Here is a 21,615-nt window from a genome sequence, read left to right on the forward strand (position 1 = left end):
GGATTGTGACGATTACGACAAGGAATTGCAGGAGGGAAGCGGCCACATCAACTTTCGAGATAGAAAGTGACCGAGCGGCGCGGCACGATGGCCGACGTTACGGACTTCTTCGCGGCATCCGGGGCCAGATGCCGCCATGAGGACGGTCCCGGCAGCGCAAAGATCTCCTCGCCGCCTGAGCGATTGAATAGCACCGCCAGCCGAGTCGCCTTGCTGGTTAGGCCGTCGCGCGTCGAAAGCACCATGCCGAGCGTCGAAAAGTTCGGCGTTTCCCACTCCTGTACGGTCATCGGCCGGCCGGAGGGTGAAATCCACTCGACATCGCCGTTGCCGTTCAGGAAGCTCATTTCCGAGAAGACGGAGAAGCGTTTGCGCAACCCGGAGAGGAAGGCGGTATGGGCGATGAGTTCGTCATCAAGCGTTGCCCAGTCGACCCAGGTGATCTCGTTGTCCTGGCAATAGGCATTGTTGTTGCCGCGCTGAGTGCGGCCGGCCTCGTCACCTGATGTCAGCATGATGCTGCCGCGCGTGGCGAAGAGCGTGCCGAGAAGCGCTTTCAGGTCGTCGCGGCGCCTGCGGATGATGTCGGGGTAGCGGGTCTCGCCTTCGATGCCGTTGTTCCAAGAATGATTTTCGTTGTGGCCGTCGCGGTTTTGCTCGCCGTTCGCCTCGTTGTGCTTGCCGCTGTACGACACGAGATCCCTCAACGTGAAACCGTCGTGGGCGGCGAGGAAATTGACGCTGCGCGTCTCCTTTCCACCGTTGCGGCCAAAGATATCGGAGGATCCCGCAAGCGCGGTCGCCAGTGGACCTGTTTTCCAGTCATCGCCGCGCCAGTAGCACCTGACGTCGTCGCGCACGCGATCGTTCCATTCGAGGAAGGGCGCCGGGAAATTGCCGAGCTGGTAGCCGCCGGGGCCGATGTCCCAGGGTTCAGATATCATCACGCGATCCGCCAGTACGTCGTCGGCGAGCATCGCGCTCAGGGTTTCCCCATCTGGCTCGAAGCCATTTGTCGTGCGCCCGAGCACAGGGGCGAGGTCGAAACGGAAGCCGTCGATGCCCGCACCGAGCACGAAATGCCTGAGGCTGTCGATGATCAGCTGCCTGACATAGGGGTGATCGCAGGCGACAGTGTTGCCGGTGCCGGTGTCGTTGACCAGATCGCCGGGGCGACCGGGCAAATGGCGATAGAAAGAAAGATTGTCGAGACCGCGCAACGATAGCGTCGTGCCGAAGCGATCGCTTTCGCCCGTGTGGTTGAAGACGAGATCGAGGATGACCGCAATGCCTTCGACGTGGAGCCTTGCGACCGTGTCGCGCAGCTCCGCCATGCCGCCGGGCACGAGCCGCGGATCGAGAGCCATGAAGGCGACGGGGTTGTAGCCCCAGCCGTTTTTGAGGCCGAGTGGCGGCAAATGGCGCTCATCGATCCAGGCTGTGATCGGCATGAGCTCCAACGCATCGACGCCGATGCGCTTGAGGTGGGCGATCACGGAGGGATGCGCCAGAGCGGCGACCGTGCCACGCTGCGCTTCGGGAATGTCCGGGTGCAGCATCGTGAAGGGACGGACGGCGACTTCGTAGATGAAACCGCCCGGTTTAAAAAGCGGTCTCGCCGGCTTCACGCTGATGTCGCGGGTAACGATCGCCTTCGGCACCAGATGCTGCGTTTCGGCACCAAAGGTGCCGAGCAGGGGATCGTAGTGGAACGGGCGGTCGATTTCCTTAGCGTAAGGATCGACCAGCAGCTTAGACGGGTCGAACCAAAGTCCGCTGTCGGGCGCATAGGCGCCGTCGGCGCGGTAACCGTAGCGCACGCCTTCCTTCAATCCGTCAACGAAGAGGCGATGCACATGGTCATCGCCTCGTTCCATCGGCAGGCGGGCCAGCTCCCTGTCGTCATCGCCGAACAGACACAACTCGATCTGTCCGGCGTTATGCGACCAGACGGCGAAATCAACGCCAGTCCCGAAGAGGGTTGCTCCGCCTTGCCGGGATTCGTTCGCCGTCATGCCGTTCCGGTCAGGTAATCACCGAGGGCGCATCGCGCCCGGTGCGGCTCTTGATATCCGCGATCGCTTCCGCGGCAGCGATGAGATCAGCGAGAGCTTCCTGTGTCTCGATGTTGTGTCGGGTGGCGTCCGGCTCGTAGCGCTCGATGTAGACGCGCAGCGTGGCGCCCGACGTTCCCGTACCCGAGAGACGGAAAACGACGCGCGAGCCGCCTTCGAACAGGACGCGAATGCCCTGATGTTCGCTGACCGACTTGTCGACCGGATCGTGATAGGCGAAGTCGTCGGCCTTCTCGACCTTCAGCGGGCCGAAAGTCTTGCCCGGCAGCGAAGCAAGCTGGCTGCGCAGGTTCGCCATCAGGGCGTTTGCGGCGTCGGTGTCCACGCCTTCATAGTCGTGGCGCGAATAGTAGTTGCGGCCGTAGGTCTGCCAGTGCTGGGTGACGATGTCCTGAACGCTCTCGCCGCGAACGGCAAGGATGTTCAGCCACAAGAGAACCGCCCAGAGGCCGTCCTTCTCGCGCACATGGTTCGAGCCCGTGCCGGCGCTTTCCTCGCCGCAGATCGTCGCCATGTTGGCGTCGAGCAGGTTGCCGAAGAACTTCCAGCCGGTCGGCGTCTCGTACATGCCAATACCGCGGCGTTCGGCGACGCGATCGGCAGCGCCTGATGTCGGCATCGAGCGGGCGATGCCCGCCAAGCCGCCGGAATAGCCGGGCGCCAGATTGGCGTTGGCAGCCAGGATTGCCAGGCTGTCGGAGGGGGTGACGAAGATGCCGCGGCCGATGATGAGGTTACGGTCGCCGTCGCCGTCGGAAGCCGCGCCGAAATCGGGCGCATCGTCGCCCATCATCTCGTCGTAGAGTTCCTTGCAGTGAACGGGGTTCGGATCCGGATGGTGGCCACCGAAATCCGGCAGCGGCATGAAATTGCGGACCGAGCCGGACGGGGCGCCGAGACGATTCTCGAAGATTTCCTTGGCATATGGGCCGGTGACAGCGCTCATCGCATCGAAGGCGATGCGGAAGCCGAGGCTGATGAGGTTACGGATCGCGCCGAAGTCGAACAGCTCTTCCATGAGCGCCGTGTAGTCCTCGACGGAATCGAGCACCGACAGGATCATGCCGCCGGGCAGTTCGTCCTTGCCGATGCGGTCGAGGTTCACATCAGCGAAATCGGCGATCTTGTAGGTGTCGATCACTTTGGTGCGCGCGTAGATCGCGTCGGTGATCTTCTCCGGGGCCGGGCCGCCATTGCTGATATTGTACTTGATGCCGAAGTCTTCGGTTGGGCCGCCGGGATTATGGCTGGCCGACAGGATGATGCCGCCGAAGGCCTTGTATTTGCGGATGATGTGCGAGGCTGCCGGGGTCGACAGGATGCCGCCCTTGCCGACGATCACCTTGCCGAAGCCATTGGCGGCGGCCATCTTGATCGCCTTCTGGATGACTTCCCGGTTGTAGTAGCGTCCGTCGCCGCCGATGACGAGGCACTTGCCCTGGAACCCTTCCAGCGAATCGAAGATCGACTGGATGAAGTTCTCGGCATAGTTGGGCTGCTGGAATACCGGAACCTTCTTGCGCAGGCCCGACGTGCCGGGCTTCTGATCCTGGTAGGGCTTAGTGGGTACTGATTTTATCATTTTCTCTCACTTGCCTTTCGGGGCGAGGCTTGAATAGAGGGCAGCGTAGCGCTCGGCGCTCTTTTCCCACGAGACATCCGATTTCATGCCCTGCTTTTGCAATTGGGTCCAGACTTTTTGATCGGCGTAGAGATGTAGCGCTCGGCGGATCGCCTGCAACAGACCTGACGCGGTGACAGGCGAGAATTGTATCCCGGTTGCCACTTTCGCCGCAAGAGCGGCATGGTTGGCATCGATGACGGTGTCGTTCAGCCCGCCGGTGCGGGCGACAATCGGCACGCATCCGTAGCGCAGGCCGTAAAGCTGTGTCAGGCCGCAGGGCTCGAAGCGCGAGGGTATGATGATGGCGTCGCTGCCGGCCTGCATAAGGTGCGACATCGGCTCGTTGTAGCCGATGGAAACGCCGATCCGCCCGGGGTGACGGGCGGCAGCGGCCAGCAGCGACCCTTCGAGCGCGGCGTCTCCGGAGCCAAGAATCGCAAGCTTGCCGCCCATGTCGACGATCTCGTCGGCGGTGGCGGCGATGACGTCCATGCCCTTCTGCCAGGTCAGCCGGCTGATGATGCAAAAGATCGGCGCGTTGTCGTGATGCAGCCCGAAGAATTCCGCGATCGAGGTGCGGTTCTCGGCGCGGCTTTTCAGCGTTGTGCCGTTGTAGTGGGTGTGGACAACCGGATCGGTCGAGGGGTTCCAGACATCGGTGTCGATGCCGTTGACGATGCCGTGGAGCGAATCGATTCGGCTTGCGATGACGCCCTGGAGGCCCATGCCGAACTCGGGTGTCAGGATCTCGCCGGCATAGGAGGGGCTGACAGTCGTGATGGCATGGGCAGTCTTCAGACCGCCCTTGAGGAAGCCGATATTGCCGTAATATTCGATGCTTTCCGTTGCGAAGGCGTGCGGTGGCAGCCGAAGGCCCGGGAATATGTCGGCGCCGAACTGCCCCTGGAACGCGATGTTGTGGATCGTCAGAACGCTGGGCAGTTCCGGCGTCGGGTTGTAGCGCATGTAGACCGAGGTCATCGCTGACTGCCAGTCATGTGTATGGACGAGATCCGGTCGCCAGCCTGGCATCAGTCCGGCGGCGATCTCGGCTCCCGCCAGAGACAGTGCTGCGAAACGGCGCCAGTTGTCGGGATAGTCTTTGCCGGTGGCGTCGAGATAGGGGCCGCCCGAGCGGTCGTAATAGGCGGGAGCATCGAGCACGAGGATATCGAGCCCGTCGTGCTTGACTTCGAGCACGGTTGCCGGTTCGCCGAGCAGATCGTCGAATTGGAGCCGGACGACAGGATTGCGGATAGCCCTCATGACGGCCGGATACCCCGGCATGAGGGTCTTGGTTTCGATGCCGAAACGCTCAAGAGCGATCGGCAGGGCACCCGCCACATCAGCGAGGCCCCCTGTCTTGACGAGTGGGAAGACTTCGGACGAAACCGAAAGAACTTTCATGTCTCTACAGGCCCAGCTTGTCGATCATCGGTTGGGTAATGAGGCAAATGCCGCCCTCGCTGCGGCGGAAACGCTTGGCATCCAGAACCGGATCCTCGCCGACGATGAGGCCTTCAGGGATCACGACGCCATGGTCGATCACGACGTCTCTGAGCTGGGCGTGCCTTCCGATCTTGACGCTCGGGAGAACAACGGCACCTTCGAGCTTGGAGTAGGAGTTGGCTCGAACGCCGGTGAAGAGGAGGCTCTTGTTCAGCGTCGCGCCCGATATGATGCAGTCGCCCGCCACAACCGAGGAGGTCGCCGAGCCGCGGCGGTCTTCGTCATCATGGACGAACTTCGCCGGCGGCGAGATTTCCGCGTAGGTCCAGATCGGCCAGGACTTGTCGTAGATATCCAGTTCCGGAACAACCGCGGTCAAGTCGATATTGGCCTGCCAATAGGCGTCGATCGTTCCAACATCGCGCCAGTAGGGTTCGTGCTCGAAGTCGGAGCGAACGCAGGATTGCGCGAAGCGATGGGCTACGGCCTTACCGTTCTTGACGATGTGGGGGATGATATCCTTGCCGAAGTCCTTGCTGGAGTTCGGATCAGCCGCGTCGCGACGCAGAGCATCGATCAGGAACTTCGTGTGGAACACGTAGATGCCCATCGAGGCAAGGGCAAAATCCGGCTTGTCGGGAATGGCGGGCGGATCGGCGGGCTTTTCGACGAAATCGATGATCCGGTCGGTACTGTCGACGTGCATGACACCAAAGCCGACGGCTTCCATGCGCGGCACTTCCAGGCAGCCGATGGTGACGTCGGCGCCGGAATCCACATGCTGCTGAAGCATGTATTCGTAGTCCATCTTGTAGACGTGGTCGCCGGCAAGGATGACCATGTACTCGACGCCGTAATCCTCGATGATGTCGATGTTCTGATAGACGGCATCGGCAGTGCCCTCATACCATTGCGTTTCCGAAACGCGCTGGGAGGCCGGCAGAATGTCGAAGCTTTCGTTTCGCTCCGGCCGGAAGAAGTTCCAGCCGCGCTGCATGTGGCGGATCAGCGAATGCGCCTTGTACTGGGTTGCGACGCCGATGCGGCGGATACCTGAGTTCAAGGCATTCGAAAGGGCAAAGTCGATGATGCGCGTCTTGCCGCCGAAGTAGACCGCCGGCTTGGCGCGGCGATCGGTGAGTTCCTTCAGGCGGCTCCCCCGGCCGCCGGCGAGAACATAGGCCATTGCGTCGCGGGCAAGTGGCTGAACACGTTTTTCTACCATTTTTATCCTCCCACCAGTCGTCAGTTCTCAGGTTCAAGCATTATCGTCGCCAGAGGCGGCAAGGTAATCGAGGCGGCGATGCTGCCGCCGGCATTAACGGCCTGAACGCGGCCGCCATTGCCCTTGCCGCTGCCGCCGTAGATATCGGCATCGGTATTCAGGATTTCGCGCCACCGCCCCTCGGTCGGCAGGCGCACGGAATAGTTCTCGCGATAAACCGGCGTCAGGTTGCAGATGACGGCAACGGGCTTTTCGCCGGGCGCCTTGCGAAGCCAGGCAAAGACAGAGTTCTCATGGTCATCGGCGATCAGCCACTCGAACCCGTCGCCTTCGCAATCGCGGGCGTGCAATGCGGGCTTGCTGCGGTAAGTCAGGTTGAGGTCCCGCACCAGGCGACGCATCCCCTCGTGCATGCGGTACTGCAGCAGGTTCCAGTCGAGCGAAGTTGCCTCGTTCCATTCGCTCCATTGCGCGAATTCCTGACCCATGAAAAGCAGCTTCTTGCCTGGATAGCCCCACATGAAGGCGTAATAGGCACGCAGGTTGGCGAACTTCTGCCAGTCGTCGCCCGGCATCTTGGCGATCAGCGAGCCCTTTCCATGCACCACCTCGTCATGGGAGAGCGGCAACACGAAGTTTTCCGAATAGGCGTAGAGCAGGCCGAAGGTCAGCTCGTTGTGATGGTGCTTTCTGTGGATCGGCTCACGGCTCATGTAGGAGAGCGTGTCATGCATGAAGCCCATGTTCCACTTGAAGCCGAAGCCGAGGCCGCCCTCGTGGACAGGCTGCGAGACCTTGGGCCAGGACGTTGATTCCTCGGCGATCGTCATGACGCCGGGATGCTCCGCGTAAATGCGGGTGTTCATGTTCTGCAGGAAACGAACCGCCTCCAGGTTCTCGTTGCCACCGTACTCGTTCGGGATCCATTCGCCGTGCTTGCGCGAGTAGTCGAGGTAGAGCATCGAGGCGACCGCGTCGACACGCAGGCCGTCGAGGTGGAACTTCTCGGCCCAGTAGAGCGCATTGTTGACGAGATAGGAGACGACTTCGGTGCGCCCGAAATTGTAGATCGCCGTATTCCAGTCGGGGTGGAAGCCCTGGCGCGGATCTGCATGTTCGTAAAGTGCGGTGCCGTCGAACCAGCCTAATCCGTGCTCATCGGTCGGAAAATGCGCCGGCACCCAATCAAGGATGACGCCGATGCCGACCTTGTGGCAGCCGTTGACGAAGCGGGCGAAACCCTCGGGCTCGCCGAAGCGGGCGGTGGGGGCATAGAGACCCGTGGTCTGGTATCCCCAGGACGGATCGTAGGGATGCTCGGTAATCGGCAGGAACTCGATATGGGTGAAGCCCATGTCGACGCAGTAGGGGATCAACCTTGAGGCCAGCTCATCCCAGGAGAGAAACGTGCCGTCGTCGCGCCGCTGCCACGAGCCGGCATGAACTTCGTAGATCGAGATCGGCTGGCGGCGTTTGTCCGTCGTCCCCCAGTGCTTCTGATGCGCTTCATCGTCCCATTCCTGCAGCAGCTCCGAGGCCGCGACGGAGGCGGTCTTCGGGCGCAATTCGCTGCGGCGGGCGAATGGATCGGCTTTCAGAGGCAGAAGAACGCCGTCCTGGCCGCGGATTTCGAACTTGTAGGCCACGCCGGTCGGAACGTCGGGGGCAAAGATCTCCCAGATGCCGGCGCCTGAGCGGAAACGCATCACATGGCGGCGACCGTCCCAGCCGTTGAAATCACCGACGACCGAGACGCGCTGCGCATTGGGCGCCCAGACGGCGAAATGGATACCTTGCGCACCCTCATGCTTGATCCAGTGCGCTCCCATCTTGTCGAAGAGACGAAGGTGGGAACCTTCGCGCACGTAATAGTCATCCATCGGCCCTAGGACGGGCCCGAAGCTGTATGGGTCAGTCACCGCCCATTCTGCATCGCCACGCCGGGCACGGTAGCGCACCGGCACCTGCTTGTTGACGGAGACAGTTCCAGCAAAGAACCCGTCCGGGTGTTGCTGCACCAGTTCGCCAACGACGCTGCCATCAAGCGTCATCGCGGTCACTTCTTCAGCACCAGGAATGAAGCATCGGGCAACGTAGGCGCTGCCTGATTTGTGAACGCCGAGGACGGCGAATGGATTGGAATGCGAGCCTGCGAGGATTGCCGCTATCTCGTCTGCCGAAATCTCCCAGGGAAGTCTGACTTCAGGGGTTTTCGGCGTTTTCATCCGGCTCTCCAGATTTCCTTGGCGTATTGCCGTATCGTGCGGTCAGACGAGAACCAACCCATCCGCGCCGTGTTGCAGATCGCTTTCGCGTTCCATACCGAAGGATCGGTCCAGAGCTGATCGACCTCTCGCTGGGCCTGCGCGTAGGCGTCAAAGTCGGCCGCAACCATGAACCAGTCGTGGGCATAGATGCCTTCGATCAACGCCGCGTAGCGGTTTCGGTCGTCGTGCGAGAAGACGCCGGAGCTGATTGCCTGGAGTGCCTGTGACAGTTCACGCGACGCCTCGATGACGGCGCGGGGTTTGTGACCATCGGCACGGGCGGCTGCGACTTCGTCGGCACGCAGGCCGAAGATGACGATGTTATCCTCGCCGACATGATCGCGCATCTCGACATTGGCGCCATCGAGCGTGCCGATCGTCAGCGCGCCGTTCAGCGCAAACTTCATGTTACCGGTGCCGGAGGCTTCCATGCCGGCCGTCGAGATCTGCTCGGACAGGTCGGCAGCGGGCACCATGACTTCCGCCAGCGAAACGTTGTAGTTCGGCACGAAGACGACCTTCAGCAGGCCGCGGACGGCCGGGTCGTTATTGATCGTGCGGGCCACGTCATTGATCAGTTTGATGATCAGCTTGGCGTTGTGGTAGCTCGGCGCCGCCTTGCCGGCGAAAAGTTTTACGCGCGGCACCCAATCCAACTCAGGATGCGATCGGATCTGGTCGTAGAGAGCGACAGCTTCAATGATGTTGAGCAGCTGGCGCTTGTATTCGTGAATGCGCTTGATCTGGATGTCGAACATCGCCGAAGGGTCGAGCTTGATGCCCATGCGTGACGCGACGAGGTTCGACAAGGCCACCTTGTTGGCACGCTTCACTGCCGCGAACTTCTCCTTGAAGCTTGCATCGTTCGCGAACTTGTCGAGCGGCTTCAGCTTCTCGGCATCATCAAGGAAGTCGTCGCCGATGGCCTCGCGGATCAGCGAGGTCAGGCCGGGGTTGCACTGCTGCAGCCAGCGGCGCGGCGTGATGCCGTTCGTCTTGTTGTTGATGCGGTCGGGATAGAGCTTGTGCAGGTCGGCAAAGACCGTGACCTTCATCAGGTCGGTGTGCAGCGCAGAAACGCCGTTGATCGAATGGGCGCCGACAAAGGCGAGATTGCCCATGCGGACACGGCGCTCGCCGCTTTCCTCGATCAGGGAAATCGAGCGAATTTCCGTCTCGGAGAAAAGTTTGGTCTTGCGCGCTTCGAGCAGCACCTTGGCGTTGATCGCGTAGATGATCTGCATATGGCGCGGCAGCAGGCGCTCAAACAGCGGGATCGGCCAGCTTTCCAGCGCTTCGGGAAGGAGCGTGTGGTTGGTGTAGCCGATCGTGCCACGGGTAATATCCCAGGCCTGATCGAATTCGAGGCCATGCACATCGCACAGCAGGCGCATGAGTTCGGCGATGGAGACGGCAGGATGCGTGTCGTTCAGCTGGATTGCCACCTTGTCGGGCAGCGACGTGAAATCGTCATACTGCTGCAGGTGGCGGCGCAGAATGTCCTGCAGGGACGCGGAAGAGAAGAAGAACTCCTGGCGCAGGCGAAGTTCCTGACCGGCCGGCGTCGCGTCGGCGGGATAGAGAACGCGTGTCAGACTTTCGGCCTTGTTGCTTTCGCGAAGCGCGCCGATGTGGTCGCCGGCGTTGAAGGCATCGAGCAGGATCGGGTCGATCGGTTGCGCCGACCAGAGGCGCAGCGTGTTGACGCGCTTGCCGCGCCAGCCGACCACAGGCGTGTCGAAGGCGGCGGCGATGACGCGCTCGGCCGGTTTCCACACATAGCGCGGCTCGCCGTCGGGGCTGTTGACGACATCGACGGTTCCGCCGAAGCCGATTTCGTAGGCGCTTTCGCGACGCTCGAACTCCCAGGGATTGCCGTGCGCCAGCCAGCTCTCCGGCAGCTCCACCTGCCAGCCGTCGGCAAGCTGTTGACGGAAGAGGCCGTGCACATAGCGGATGCCATAGCCGTAGGCGGGGACATCGACGGTCGCCATCGATTCCATGAAGCAGGCGGCAAGGCGGCCAAGGCCGCCGTTGCCAAGCGCGGCATCGGGCTCGAGGCCGGCAATGACTGACACATCGACGCCGAGCGAGGCAAGCGCATCGCGCACCTGCTCCATGAGGCCGAGGTTCGAGACGGCGTCACGCATCAGGCGGCCGATGAGGAATTCGAGGGAGAGGTAATAAACGCGCTTGTCGCCGGTGGCATAGACCTTGCGGGTCGATTCCATCCACTTGTCGATGATACGGTCGCGAATGACGAGGATCGTTGCCGTCAGCCAGTCATGGGGCTTGGCGACCTTCGCGTCCTTGCCGATGCGATAGGTCAGGCGCTCGATGATTTCCTCGGCGAGAATTTCCGGTTTGGAACTGCGCGGCGCGGGAGAGGGGATGGTCGGCTTCGAAACGGTGTTCATCGTCAGTCCTCGCCAATTCTGTTTGGTTTCAGTACGTTATGCCAATTTCAATCGGTTTACCGCGCACTAAAGACGCAGTTTATGCATCGTTACAACGCACTTGCAACAAAGGAATTATCCAAACGAAAAAATTGACGACGCCCGGCGGTTCGCTGCGGAAAGAGCTTGATTTCAATCGGTTTTCCGATTTTGATATGCGCGTTTTCGCAGGCAAACGAAAAGCCGCTCCGGTTTGTTCCGGAGCGGCTTGTTTGTTTGGGTGAGGCTGACTGCTTATTGCGTTAGCAGTGTCTTGCTCGCTGCTGTCTCTTGTCCGATCTTCTGGAACGCGGATATTAGATCGCCCATGCTCTCAGCTTTGAAATAGTAGCCTGCACCACTTGAGCAATCATCGAGTAGTTGCTGCCCGCGGGGCGGCGCCATAAACGCGATCGAATAGATCTTTATGTTCCCCTTGGTGGGGTCTTTCGCATCGGCGCATACACTACGCGTCAAGGTGTCGGAGTTGGTGCTGTTGTTGTTGCCGTCAGTCATGAACACGATGTATTTGGTGAGCTTCGTGTTGCCGGCGGCAGTCTGTATACTTGCCTCTGAGTTCGTGATGTTGTCCTGCAAGCCCTGGTACGCTTTGTTCATCGGTGCGTAGGATTCGGTGCCATTGCCTGCTGAAAGCAGGTTGACGACTTGGCTGCGGGTGTTCGACGTGCCCCAAGAGAACGTGTTCGAAATCCGAACCTTGTCGCTCCAGCCGATCCCGTTTGTCCGACTGTATTTGGCTGGTTTGGAGGGATCTGCCTTGTCGATTTCGTCCAGAAGTAGGTTCGCTGCCGTTTTCAGCGCGTCGATCTTTTTGATGTAGCAGGGGCTGAACTGCGTGATCGTCTTTTTCCCAACCTTCTCGGTGTATTGGTTCCCGTTTTCGTCGTAACGGGTACAACTGGTATTGTTCGGATCAAGCGTGCTCGTCTCGGCCAGCATCGAACCTGATTGATCGAGGACAAGCGTCATAGAAACGGCGCTCCGTTCTTCGCTGATGCCGCTCGTGGTGCTGCTATTGCTGGCGAGTTCCACCGTCTTCTTGCCGAAGACGTTCATCAGGGGCGTCAGGCCCATGTCGTAGGTGGCATTGACGTCAACCTTGTAGCTCTTGCCCGTGGACGTTGTCGTCTCTTTCACCGCTACGGTGGTCTTGTCCTTCAAGGACGCCGCATCGTCGGAACTGAGGTAGTTGGCCATCTGGCCGACGACGAAATCCTTGGCGATGGTCTGGGCCTGTGCGGTGGTGGCCGCTTTCCCACTGGCAAGCGCGGTCGCTGCTGCAAGCGCCGCCGCATCGGAAGCCTCCTGAAGCTGCCGCTGCTGAAGGACCATGTTGGAGAAGTCGATGGCAACACCGGCGGTCCCGATCAGAACCGGTATCACGATGGCCGTCATCATCCCGAAATTGCCGCTGCGATCACTCTGCAGCCGAGACAGGCTCGACTTCAGCGCTTGAAAGGTGCTCATCATGTTCACCTGAGTTAAGTGCCTCAATAGTGCCTACAACATGCTTGAGGACCCTTGAGTTCACCTTTATCCGGTCACTAAAATTGTAACGGAATGTCAGTTTTTTGCGCATGCCGCCTCGGTGGCGGCAGCTATTGAGGGATTTGGTCCCGTGGGCCCCGCCACAGCATGCAGTTCAACTCAGCGGGATGACATCCACGGCCTGAACGGCGCGTTGGCCGCCGTAGCTCTTCAGCACGCCGATGACAGGGGCAACATCGGCATAATCGCGGCCGTAGGCAACGACGATATGGTCGGTGCCGGCCCGGATATTGTTCGTCGGATCCAGTTCGACCCAGCCGATCGTTTCGCCGCACCAGACCCTGACCCAGGCGTGCATGGCGTCGGCGCCCTCCAGCCGTTCCTTGCCGGGCGGCGGAATGGTGCGCAGGAATCCGGAGACATATCCGGCCGGAATGCCGAGGCTGCGTAGCGCAAGGATCATGACATGGGCGAAGTCCTGGCAGACGCCGCGCTTTATCTTGAAGGCTTCAAGTGGAGTCGTGTCGACGGTTGTCGCGTCGGCATCGTACTTGAAATCCCGATGGATTTTCGCACAGAGCGCGGTGGCGATCTGCAGCACGGTCGATGACGGCTCGGCGCTCGCCTTGGCATAGTCCGAGATCGCGCGGGTTTCCGAAAGACGAGGGCTGTCGCCGAGAAAATGGTGCGGGGCGTCGGGCTTCAGCGACCAGATCCCCGCGACCTCGTCCGGGAGCCTGGCCAAAACGGGGGAGAAGTCTGCTGCGATCGAATGGTTCTCTACCTGGACGCGGGCCTGCATGCGGATATCCAGCTTTTCATGCGGAGCGCGCAGCATGAAGGAGGTCGCCGGATGCTCGAAAAAGTCGACAAAGCCGGCCTGTTCGTCCGGCGTCGGCGAGACCTTGATGGAACCGGCGATCAACCGCTGGCGGTTCGGTAGCGACAATGGCATCAGCCGCATGATGTGGCGTGCGCCGGAGGCCGGCGTGTCGTAGATGTAACCCATGTGCAGCGAGAGATCGTAAAGCACCAGGGTCACCCGAGATATGTGTGAGCAAGAAGGTCGGAGAGATGTTCCAGCTCCCGCTCGAGACGGCGGTAGACCTCGACGCTGATCGTCTCCGGGGTCATTACGGCAAGGCCTGAGTGCAATCGCATTGCCTCGCGGTAGAAGGGCGACATCTGGCCGTTGACGAGCGCGTTCGGCAACTGCTCCACCTCGCGGTGGATCTCGTTCATCTGGAAGAGGATCGAGCGAGGGTTGAGCGGATCGAGCGCCAGCAGGTCGGTCACCGTCAGCCGGGCGGTGTTGACGTTGTAGCGGCGGCGATGGGTCATGACGCTGTCGCCGATCTCGAGCAGCATGTCGAGCGCGCCATCAGGGGCGTCGGGCCCGGACATGTGGCCGAGCAGCCGCGTCATGTGCAGGCCGCGCTCGATGTGGCGACCGAGCGAGAGGAAACGCCAGCCGGTGAAGCGATACATGTTTTCATGCACGAGACCGGCGAAGCCCGCAAGCTTGCGCAGCAGGATTGTCATCGCGTGGCTGGCGTCGTCGCCGGGGGAAATGGTCTCGTGAAACCGTCGCGCTGTCTTCGCCAGATCAGTGAGCGCCAGCCAGCCATCCGGCGAGAAACGGTCGCGAATGTTGCTGGCGGAATAGACGGCGCTGTCGATGTTGCGCATCAGCGTATCCGGGACCGCTTCCTCGGTGTCGATGTCGACGGCGGCCAGATAGGCAGTCACATCGGCCAGCAGCGGCTGGTTCGGATCGGCGGCTTCGGCGAAGCGGGCGTGCCAGGCGCGCAGGATGCGCAACGCACCCTCAGCGCGCTCGATGTAGCGACCGAGCCAGAAGAGGTTGTCGGCGGCGCGGCTTGGCAGGCTGCCCGGCATGTTGCGGGTGAAGCTGCCCTCGGCCGGCAAAAGGGTGTGGCGTTCCACCGGCTTGTCACTGACGATCCAGACATCGGCGGCGGCACCGCCCGATTGCATGGCGATGGCCGAAACATCGTCGCTGCCGCCGATACGCGCAAAACCGCCCGGCATGATCTGCCAGCCATTGGCCGTGCGGGCGGCGAAGACGCGAAGCGACATGGGGCGTGGTGTCAGCTTGCCGTCGATCCAGGCCGGGGTCGTCGACAGCGTTACGACTTCCTGACCAGCAAGTTTGGCGCCGTCGGAGTTCAGCCAATCGCCGATGGAGTCCCTGGTCGTGGCACGCAAGGTCGAGCCGAGCACGGATTCGCCCCTGTCATCGAAGAACGGTGCGCGCGAATAGGCTGGACCGATCACCATCTTTTCGATGTTGGCCGCCACATGTTCGCGTTCGCCCTTCTGGCCGCACCACCAGGTCGCTATCGAGGGGAGCTTCAGTTCCTCGCCGAACAGACGACGACAGATGGTCGGCATGAAGGCGAGCAGCGCGCGTGTTTCGATGATGCCGCTGCCGAGCGCATTGACGATGGTCACGCTTTCCGCGCGCAGAGCCTCGACGAGGCCGGGCGTGCCGATATGTGAATTCTGGTTCAGTTCCAGCGGATCTGCATAGGCCGAGTCAAGGCGGCGCCAGAGCACGGTGATCGGCTTCAGGCCAGACACGGTGCGGACCATGACCTTGCCGTTGACGACAGCCAGGTCTTCGCCCTCGAGCAGCATGAAGCCGAGATAGCGGGCGATATAGGCGTGCTCGTAGTAGGTTTCGTTGGCGGGGCCTGGCGTGAGCACGGCGATGCGGTCATCGCCGCTGTGCTTCATGCCCTGCAGCGCATCGCGGAAGGCGCCAAAGAAGGAGGCAAGTCGATGGACCGGCGTTTCCGCGTAAATGTCGGAAAAGGCGCGGGTCGTCGCCACTCGGTTTTCCAGCGCGAAGCCGGCGCCTGATGGAGCCTGAGTGCGGTCGGCGAGCACCCACCAGTTACCATCCGGGCCGCGGCCGATCTCGAAGGCGCAGAAGTGCAGGTAGTGACCGCCGGCCGGCGTGACGCCGACGAGCGGACGCTGGTATTCGGGGTTGGCAGCGATCAGGGCGGGCGGCAGCACGCCTTCAGCGACGAGGCGATTTTGGCCGTAGACATCGGCCACGATCGCTTCCAGGAGGTCGGCGCGCTGGACGAGACCAGCCGAAACCGCCTCCCATTCGCGCGCATCGATAAGGACCGGAACGTGCGAGAGGGGCCAGGAGCGCTCGGCGCTTCCGGTGCTGCCATAGGCCCGGTAGAAAACGCCGGCATCACGCAGGTAACGGTCGGCGCGGGTGAAGCGTTCTGTCAGCTCCTTTTCGGGCATTCCGCTCAGATGCGAAAAGAAGTGCTGCCAGACCGGGCGGATGGCACCGTTGGTGTCGACCATCTCGTCGGCGACGCCAGGCAGAGGAGTATAGCCTGATACCGCATCGTTTCCCCTGCGGTTGCGTGGCTCCTCCCTCAGTTCTGCCGTCGGTTTCTTGCCCATTTCGCCCTAATTTTTAGATCCCCACCGGCCGTCGAAGATCGAGCGTCAGCGGGAATTCCGGTGAAACTGTCTCGGCACGCGGAATGAATGCGCCTGCCGTATGCCCCCACGGCTCGAATCGCGCCAGCCGTCTCGCTTCCGCTTCGTTACCATTGACTGGGAAGGTGTCATAGTTACGCCCGCCCGGGTGAGCAACATGATAGATGCAGCCGCCGATCGAACGCTTTGACCATGTATCATAAATGTCGAAGGTGAGCGGCGTATTGACCGGCAAAACCGGGTGTAATCCCGACGCAGGCTGCCATGCCTTGAAGCGAACGCCAGCGACCGAGACGCCTGTCGTACCGGTCGGCGTCAACGGAACGGTGCGGCCGTTGCAGGTCACGGTGTAGCGGGAGAAATTGCTGGTTTCCAGGCGGACCTGCAGGCGCTCGATAGAGCTGTCGACATAGCGGACCGTGCCGCCGATCGCTCCCTCTTCGCCCATGACGTGCCAAGGTTCCAGCGCCTGCCGCAGTTCCAGTTTCGAGTCTTCGTATTCGACCTCGCCACAGAAGGGGAAGCGGAATTCGAGCTGCGCCTTGAACCATTCCGGGCTGAGGTCGAAACCGTTCTGCTTGAGGTCGCCGAGCACGTCGAGGAAATCGGCCCAGACGAAGTGCGGGAGCATGAACCGGTCATGCAGTGACGTGCCCCAACGCACGAACTTGCCGTCCGCAGGGTGCTGCCAGAAGCGGGCGATCAGGGCGCGGACCAGCAGTTGCTGGGCAAGCGACATACGTGCGTTCGGCGGCATTTCGAAACCGCGAAATTCGACCAGGCCGAGCCGTCCGGTCGGGCCATCAGGCGAAAACAGCTTGTCGATGCAGATCTCGGCACGGTGCGTGTTGCCAGTGACGTCGGTCAGCAGATTGCGGAACAACCGGTCCACGAGCCAAGGGAGGGGTTGCACGCCGCGACCCGGCGCGGGCACCTGGGCGAGCGCGATTTCCAGTTCGTAGAGGCTGTCATGACGGGCCTCGTCGATGCGCGGCGCCTGGCTGGTCGGGCCGATGAACATGCCTGAAAACATGTAGGAGAGCGAGGGATGACGCTGCCAGTGCAGCACCAGGCTCTTCAACAGGTCGGGGCGGCGCAGGAAGGGGCTGTCGCCCGGGTTCGCTCCGCCGACGACGACGTGGTTGCCACCGCCGGTACCGGTGTGGCGCCCGTCGATCATGAACTTGTCGGTGCCGAGGCGGCTTTGGCGAGCTTCCTCGTAGATCGTCGTCGTAATGTCGATACAATCCTGCCAGTTGGAGGCGGGATGGATGTTGACCTCGATGACGCCGGGATCGGGGGCTACGCGGATGACGTTGATGCGCTCGTCGTGAGGTGGCGAATAGCCTTCGATATGGACGGGGAGGCCGAGTTCGGCCGCTGCATTCTCCGCAGCGGCGATCAGCTCGAGATAGTCCTCGATGCGCTCGACCGGCGGCATGAAGACGCAGAGCCTGCCGTCACGCGGCTCGACCGAGATCGCCGTGCGGACGGAGCCGCCGATTTCACCGACGGTTTGCTCAACGCGGTTCTGGCTGCTGTCGTCGCTGTGGCGGGAGGCTTCCGGCATGGCGCGGCCCAATGGAACGAAGACCTCGGGCAGCGGATTGCGCGGGATCGAGGGGTCGGCCGGGTGAATATAGGGAAAGCGGGCCGGCGGCACGTAGGGGAGGGTGCCGAGCGGCAGGCGATAGCCGACAGGGCTGTCGCCGGGCACGAGGAAGATCTTGCCGCGACGGGTCTTCCATTTCTCGCTGACCCACCGCCGGCCCGATGCGCGCGCGTTCCAGGCCTGCACCGGCAGGATGTAGCCAGTCGGTACCGTCAGGCCGCGTTCGAAGACGCGGGCGATGCGGCTGCGCTCTTCCGGATCCTTCAGCTTGGAATTGGAGGGATCGACGTTTTCAGGCAGGCTGCCTTCCTTGATGATCCATTCGGCTGGATCCTCGTAGGCGGGCAGCACCATCTCGGTCTCGATCGCCAGCTGCCTTGCGATGGCATTCAAAAGGTTGGCGGCGTCATCTGCCTTTACACCGGTGTCCTTGCCCTCGCCGGCGATGAGGTCCGGGTTCTGCCAGATCGGCTTGCCGTCCTTGCGCCAGTAGAGCGAGAAGGTCCAGCGTGGTAGGCTTTCGCCCGGATACCACTTGCCCTGGCCGTAGTGCAGGAAGCCGCCGGGCGCGAAGCGCTCGCGCAGCTTGCGGATCAGGACATCTGCCTTCTCGCGCTTCGTCGGGCCGACGGCGGCGGTGTTCCACTCCTCGGATTCGAAGTCGTCGATGGAAACGAAGGTCGGCTCGCCGCCCATGGTGAGGCGGACATCCCCCGCCTGCAGGATGCTATCGACCTTGGCACCAAGCGCGTTGAGCTCCTCCCAACTTTCGTCGGAGAAGGGTTTGGTGATGCGCGGATGCTCGGCGACGCGCGAGACCTTCATGTCGAACGCGAATTCGGTGTTGGCGTGGCCGTAGAGCGCGCCCGAGATCGGCGCGGCGTTGCGGTAGTGAGGCGTGGCGGCGAGCGGGATGTGGCTTTCGCCGGTCAGAAGGCCGGAGGTCGGGTCGAGGCCGACCCAGCCGGCGCCGGGGAGGTAGACTTCGCACCAGGCATGCAGGTCGGTGAAATCGACCTCGGTGCCCGAGGGGCCGTCGAGCGCCTTCAGGTCGGGCGTCAGCTGGATGAGGTAGCCGGAAACGAAGCGGGCGGCGAAGCCGAGATTGCGCAGGATCTCGACCAGCAGCCAGCTCGAATCGCGGCAGGAGCCAAGCGCCAGCTTCAGCGTTTCCTCCGGCGTCTGGACGCCGGGCTCCATGCGGATGACGTATTCGACGTCGTTCTTCAGCCGCGCATTCAGCCCGACGATGAAGTCGGTCGTGCGCATCGGGGTGCGGTCGATGCCGGCGAGATAGGCTGATAACGCCGGCTCCACCGGCTGCGGCTCCATATAGATCTTCAGGTCGTCCCTGATCTCCTCGGGATAGGAGAAGGGCCACATTTCTGCGCTCTCCTCGATGAAGAAATCGAAGGGATTGTAGACCGTCATGTCAGCGACGAGATCGACCTCGATCTTGAACTCGGTCACCGGGTCGGGGAAGACGTAGCGGGCGAGATAATTGCCGTAGGGATCCTGCTGCAGGTTCACGAAATGGTTGGACGGCGAAACCTTCAGCGAATGGCTGATCACCCGCGTCTTCGAATGCGACGCGGGCTTGAGGCGGATGATCTGAGGCCCGAGGCGGACCGGCTTGTCGTATTTGTAATGCGTCAGATGATAGATGCTGGCCTTGATCGACATGTATTGCCTTGTCCGCTGCCACATCGTTGTGCGGCATTTGCTGTTCCCAAACGGCAGTGTGTGCAATGCAGCGAAAGAATGCAAGGCGCTAAGGCCAAGCCGGCTAAGCCTTTAGGCAGCCTTTGCAAAAGTCACCGAGGCCTTGAGACCCCTGCCGCCGCTGCCGGGCGCCAGTGCAAGCGCAGCATTGAAGAGGCCGGCAATCTCCTCGACGATCGGCAGACCGAGCCCGGCGCCCGGAGCTCCCGAATCGCTGCCGCGCGAAAAGCGCTGGCGAACAGCGGCCAGCTTTTCCGCCGGAATGCCTGGGCCGTTGTCCTCGACTTCCAGGCGGACGGTGTCATCCGTTTCGGCTATCCGGACGGTGACCTCGGCACCCTTGCCGGCATAGGCAATGGCGTTTCCGGCGAGGTTGCGCAGCAGTTCGCCGATCAAAAGCGGCTCGGCGCGGACTAGGGCCGGGCGGTCGCCTTCGAAGCCGAGGTCGATGCCTGCCTCGGCGGCGGTCGGGATAAGTTCTCCGGTGATGTCCTGGGCGATGGCCGTGAGATCGATCGAAGAAGCGCTGAGCGCTTCCTTTGCCGTTGCCGCATCGATCTTCGCCATCAACAGCAATTGCGCGAGGATGCGTTCGGCATGTGCGACGGCCTGATCGCCTTTCAGGGCCGAGCCCTGCGCTTCCGCCAATGTGCCCGCGCGGGCCGAGAGGGCGAGCTGCGTACGGATGATTGCAAGCGGCGTGCGCAGCTGATGGCTGGCGTTGCCGGTGAAGTTGCGAAGCGCATCCAGCGCCGATTGCAAGCGCACCATGAAGCCGTTGACAGTATCGACGAGCGGCTGGACCTCGCTCGGGACGGATTGTTCGATCGGATGCAGGTCGTCAGGACTGCGCTCGCCGATCGCGTCGCGCAGCTTGTAGAGCGGACGGAGGGCGACTGTGACCGAGATCCAGACGATGACGGCAGCCCCCGCGATCATCAAAGAAAGGCGCAGGGCGGATCGGAAGAGGATGGCGCGGGCGAGCTGACGCCGGGCAATCGTGGTTTCGGCGACGGTCACGGCGAAGGGGACCGAGCGAATGCCTGTGGAGGCAGAACGCTTAAGCGTCGCCACCCGGATCGGCTCGCCGCGGAAGGTGTCATCGGCAAAGGCTGCGGTGTCGCCCACAATTTCGGCAAGCACGGGGAGCGCCTGGTAGCCGGTGATGAATTTTCCAGGCGGGCCGTCGACGCGGTAGAAGACCCGGTCCTGCGCGGCCGAGGTGAGCATCTCAAGCGCCACATAGGGGATATCGACCTCGAGCGTGCCGTCTTCGGCCACGACCACGCGTTCGGCGATGGCGAGCGCCGAGCCGGCAAGCACGCGGTCCGAGACGATGTTGGAGGTCTGTACCGCCTCGCGGTAAGTGTCCGCGAGCGCGACCATGCCGATAATGGCGGTCGAGATCAGCAGCCAGAACAGGAGCCTTCGTCGGAGCGAATAGGCCGTCGTCATGGGGCCTCGGGCAGCTTGTCGAGATAGTAGCCGATGCCGCGCGCGGTCTTCACCGTCAGGCCGTACGGCGACAGGCGCTTTCTCAGACGGCTGACATATTGTTCGATGGCATTGGCCGAGATGTCGTCGTCAAAGGCGGTCAGCGACTGGATGATCGCTTCCTTGGCGACCACCTTGCCGGCGCGCATGAAGAGGATTTCCAGAAGGCCAAGCTCACGGGCGGGGATATCGAGCGGCGTCGAACCGGCTGAAAACGCGCGCGAATTGAGATCGAGCGAGAGGCCGCCAAAACTGACGGTCGCCGAATGAAGACCGGCCTGGCGGCGCAGCAGAACGCGGACGCGAGCTTCGAATTCCGAGATATCAAAGGGCTTGATGAGATAGTCGTCCGCGCCGAGATCGAGGCCTTTGACGCGCTCTTCCGGCGCGCCACGCGCGGTCAGGATGAGGACCGCCGACTGGTTCTGCCGGGCGCGCATGGCGCGCAGCACCTCGAGGCCGTCCATTTCAGGGAGGTTCAGGTCGAGCACGACGAGATCGAAATTCTCGGCCGCCGTTGCGGCATTCGCTGAGGCACCGTCATGCACGACGTCGACGGCGTGGCCGGTGCCGCGCAGGATGGCCGAGAGCCCGTCGGCCAGCGCGATATTATCCTCCACCAGTAGAATGCGCACGGATGTTCCCTTGATTTTTGAGAAAGATACAGGGCGGTGAGGCTGATGTCACGACGGGCCAAGCGCACGACCA

The 21,615-nt window shown here is 62.0% G+C and carries 12 protein-coding genes; all 12 read right to left on the minus strand.

Features of this window, described 5'->3' with window-relative positions:
* Positions 1-47 precede the first annotated feature (47 nt).
* Complete coding sequence (gene glgX / locus JNB88_RS21385; RefSeq protein ID WP_220357167.1) at positions 48-2,015, minus strand: glycogen debranching protein GlgX; 1,968 nt, start codon at positions 2,013-2,015, stop codon at positions 48-50.
* A 10-nt stretch (positions 2,016-2,025) separates the two neighbouring features.
* Complete coding sequence (locus tag JNB88_RS21390; protein ID WP_220357168.1) at positions 2,026-3,657, minus strand: alpha-D-glucose phosphate-specific phosphoglucomutase; 1,632 nt, start codon at positions 3,655-3,657, stop codon at positions 2,026-2,028.
* Positions 3,658-3,663: 6 nt separating this feature from the next.
* The gene (gene glgA / locus JNB88_RS21395; protein ID WP_220357169.1) at positions 3,664-5,106 is read right to left on the minus strand and encodes a glycogen synthase GlgA; all 1,443 of its coding nucleotides are present in this window, start codon (positions 5,104-5,106) and stop codon (positions 3,664-3,666) included.
* Positions 5,107-5,110: 4 nt separating this feature from the next.
* The gene (gene glgC, locus JNB88_RS21400) at positions 5,111-6,373 is read right to left on the minus strand and encodes a glucose-1-phosphate adenylyltransferase (RefSeq protein WP_037133511.1); all 1,263 of its coding nucleotides are present in this window, start codon (positions 6,371-6,373) and stop codon (positions 5,111-5,113) included.
* A gap of 20 nt (positions 6,374-6,393) precedes the next feature.
* The gene (gene glgB, locus JNB88_RS21405; RefSeq protein ID WP_220357170.1) at positions 6,394-8,598 is read right to left on the minus strand and encodes a 1,4-alpha-glucan branching protein GlgB; all 2,205 of its coding nucleotides are present in this window, start codon (positions 8,596-8,598) and stop codon (positions 6,394-6,396) included.
* The gene (locus tag JNB88_RS21410; protein ID WP_220357171.1) at positions 8,595-11,057 is read right to left on the minus strand and encodes a glycogen/starch/alpha-glucan phosphorylase; all 2,463 of its coding nucleotides are present in this window, start codon (positions 11,055-11,057) and stop codon (positions 8,595-8,597) included. Before JNB88_RS21410 ends, glgB begins: the two co-directional genes overlap by 4 nt.
* A 273-nt stretch (positions 11,058-11,330) precedes the next feature.
* A complete protein-coding gene (locus JNB88_RS21415; RefSeq protein WP_338111020.1) occupies positions 11,331-12,563 on the minus strand; it encodes a pilus assembly protein TadG-related protein in 1,233 nt (410 codons plus the stop codon).
* A 175-nt stretch (positions 12,564-12,738) separates the two neighbouring features.
* Positions 12,739-13,626, minus strand: a complete 888-nt coding sequence (locus JNB88_RS21420; protein ID WP_220357173.1) for a transglutaminase family protein — start codon at positions 13,624-13,626, stop codon at positions 12,739-12,741.
* The gene (locus JNB88_RS21425; protein ID WP_220357174.1) at positions 13,623-16,040 is read right to left on the minus strand and encodes a circularly permuted type 2 ATP-grasp protein; all 2,418 of its coding nucleotides are present in this window, start codon (positions 16,038-16,040) and stop codon (positions 13,623-13,625) included. Before JNB88_RS21425 ends, JNB88_RS21420 begins: the two co-directional genes overlap by 4 nt.
* 13 nt (positions 16,041-16,053) lie before the next feature.
* Positions 16,054-19,374 (minus strand): transglutaminase family protein, encoded by a 3,321-nt coding sequence (locus JNB88_RS21430; RefSeq protein ID WP_220357175.1) that lies wholly within the window; start codon positions 19,372-19,374, stop codon positions 16,054-16,056.
* Positions 19,375-19,485: 111 nt separating this feature from the next.
* Positions 19,486-20,868 carry a sensor histidine kinase gene (locus tag JNB88_RS21435; protein WP_220357176.1) on the minus strand — a complete coding sequence of 461 codons (1,383 nt, stop codon included), beginning with the start codon at positions 20,866-20,868 and terminating at the stop codon, positions 19,486-19,488.
* On the minus strand, positions 20,865-21,542 hold the full coding sequence (locus JNB88_RS21440; RefSeq protein WP_220357177.1) for a response regulator: 678 nt from the start codon (positions 21,540-21,542) through the stop codon (positions 20,865-20,867). Before JNB88_RS21440 ends, JNB88_RS21435 begins: the two co-directional genes overlap by 4 nt.
* Positions 21,543-21,615: the final 73 nt, after the last annotated feature.

It is taken from the genome of Rhizobium cauense (genome assembly GCF_019511525.1).
In the GTDB taxonomy this organism is placed as follows: Bacteria; Pseudomonadota; Alphaproteobacteria; order Rhizobiales; family Rhizobiaceae; genus Rhizobium; species Rhizobium cauense.

What these genes read in the sequence shown, in the direction of transcription:
- glgX (WP_220357167.1), bottom strand. Translation starts at nt 2,015, where the DNA reads ATGACGGCGAACGAATCCCGGCAAGGCGGAGCAACCCTCTTCGGGACT.
- JNB88_RS21390 (WP_220357168.1), bottom strand. Translation starts at nt 3,657, where the DNA reads ATGATAAAATCAGTACCCACTAAGCCCTACCAGGATCAGAAGCCCGGC.
- glgA (WP_220357169.1), bottom strand. Translation starts at nt 5,106, where the DNA reads ATGAAAGTTCTTTCGGTTTCGTCCGAAGTCTTCCCACTCGTCAAGACA.
- glgC (WP_037133511.1), bottom strand. Translation starts at nt 6,373, where the DNA reads ATGGTAGAAAAACGTGTTCAGCCACTTGCCCGCGACGCAATGGCCTAT.
- glgB (WP_220357170.1), bottom strand. Translation starts at nt 8,598, where the DNA reads ATGAAAACGCCGAAAACCCCTGAAGTCAGACTTCCCTGGGAGATTTCG.
- JNB88_RS21410 (WP_220357171.1), bottom strand. Translation starts at nt 11,057, where the DNA reads ATGAACACCGTTTCGAAGCCGACCATCCCCTCTCCCGCGCCGCGCAGT.
- JNB88_RS21415 (WP_338111020.1), bottom strand. Translation starts at nt 12,563, where the DNA reads ATGAGCACCTTTCAAGCGCTGAAGTCGAGCCTGTCTCGGCTGCAGAGT.
- JNB88_RS21425 (WP_220357174.1), bottom strand. Translation starts at nt 16,040, where the DNA reads ATGGGCAAGAAACCGACGGCAGAACTGAGGGAGGAGCCACGCAACCGC.
- JNB88_RS21430 (WP_220357175.1), bottom strand. Translation starts at nt 19,374, where the DNA reads ATGTCGATCAAGGCCAGCATCTATCATCTGACGCATTACAAATACGAC.
- JNB88_RS21435 (WP_220357176.1), bottom strand. Translation starts at nt 20,868, where the DNA reads ATGACGACGGCCTATTCGCTCCGACGAAGGCTCCTGTTCTGGCTGCTG.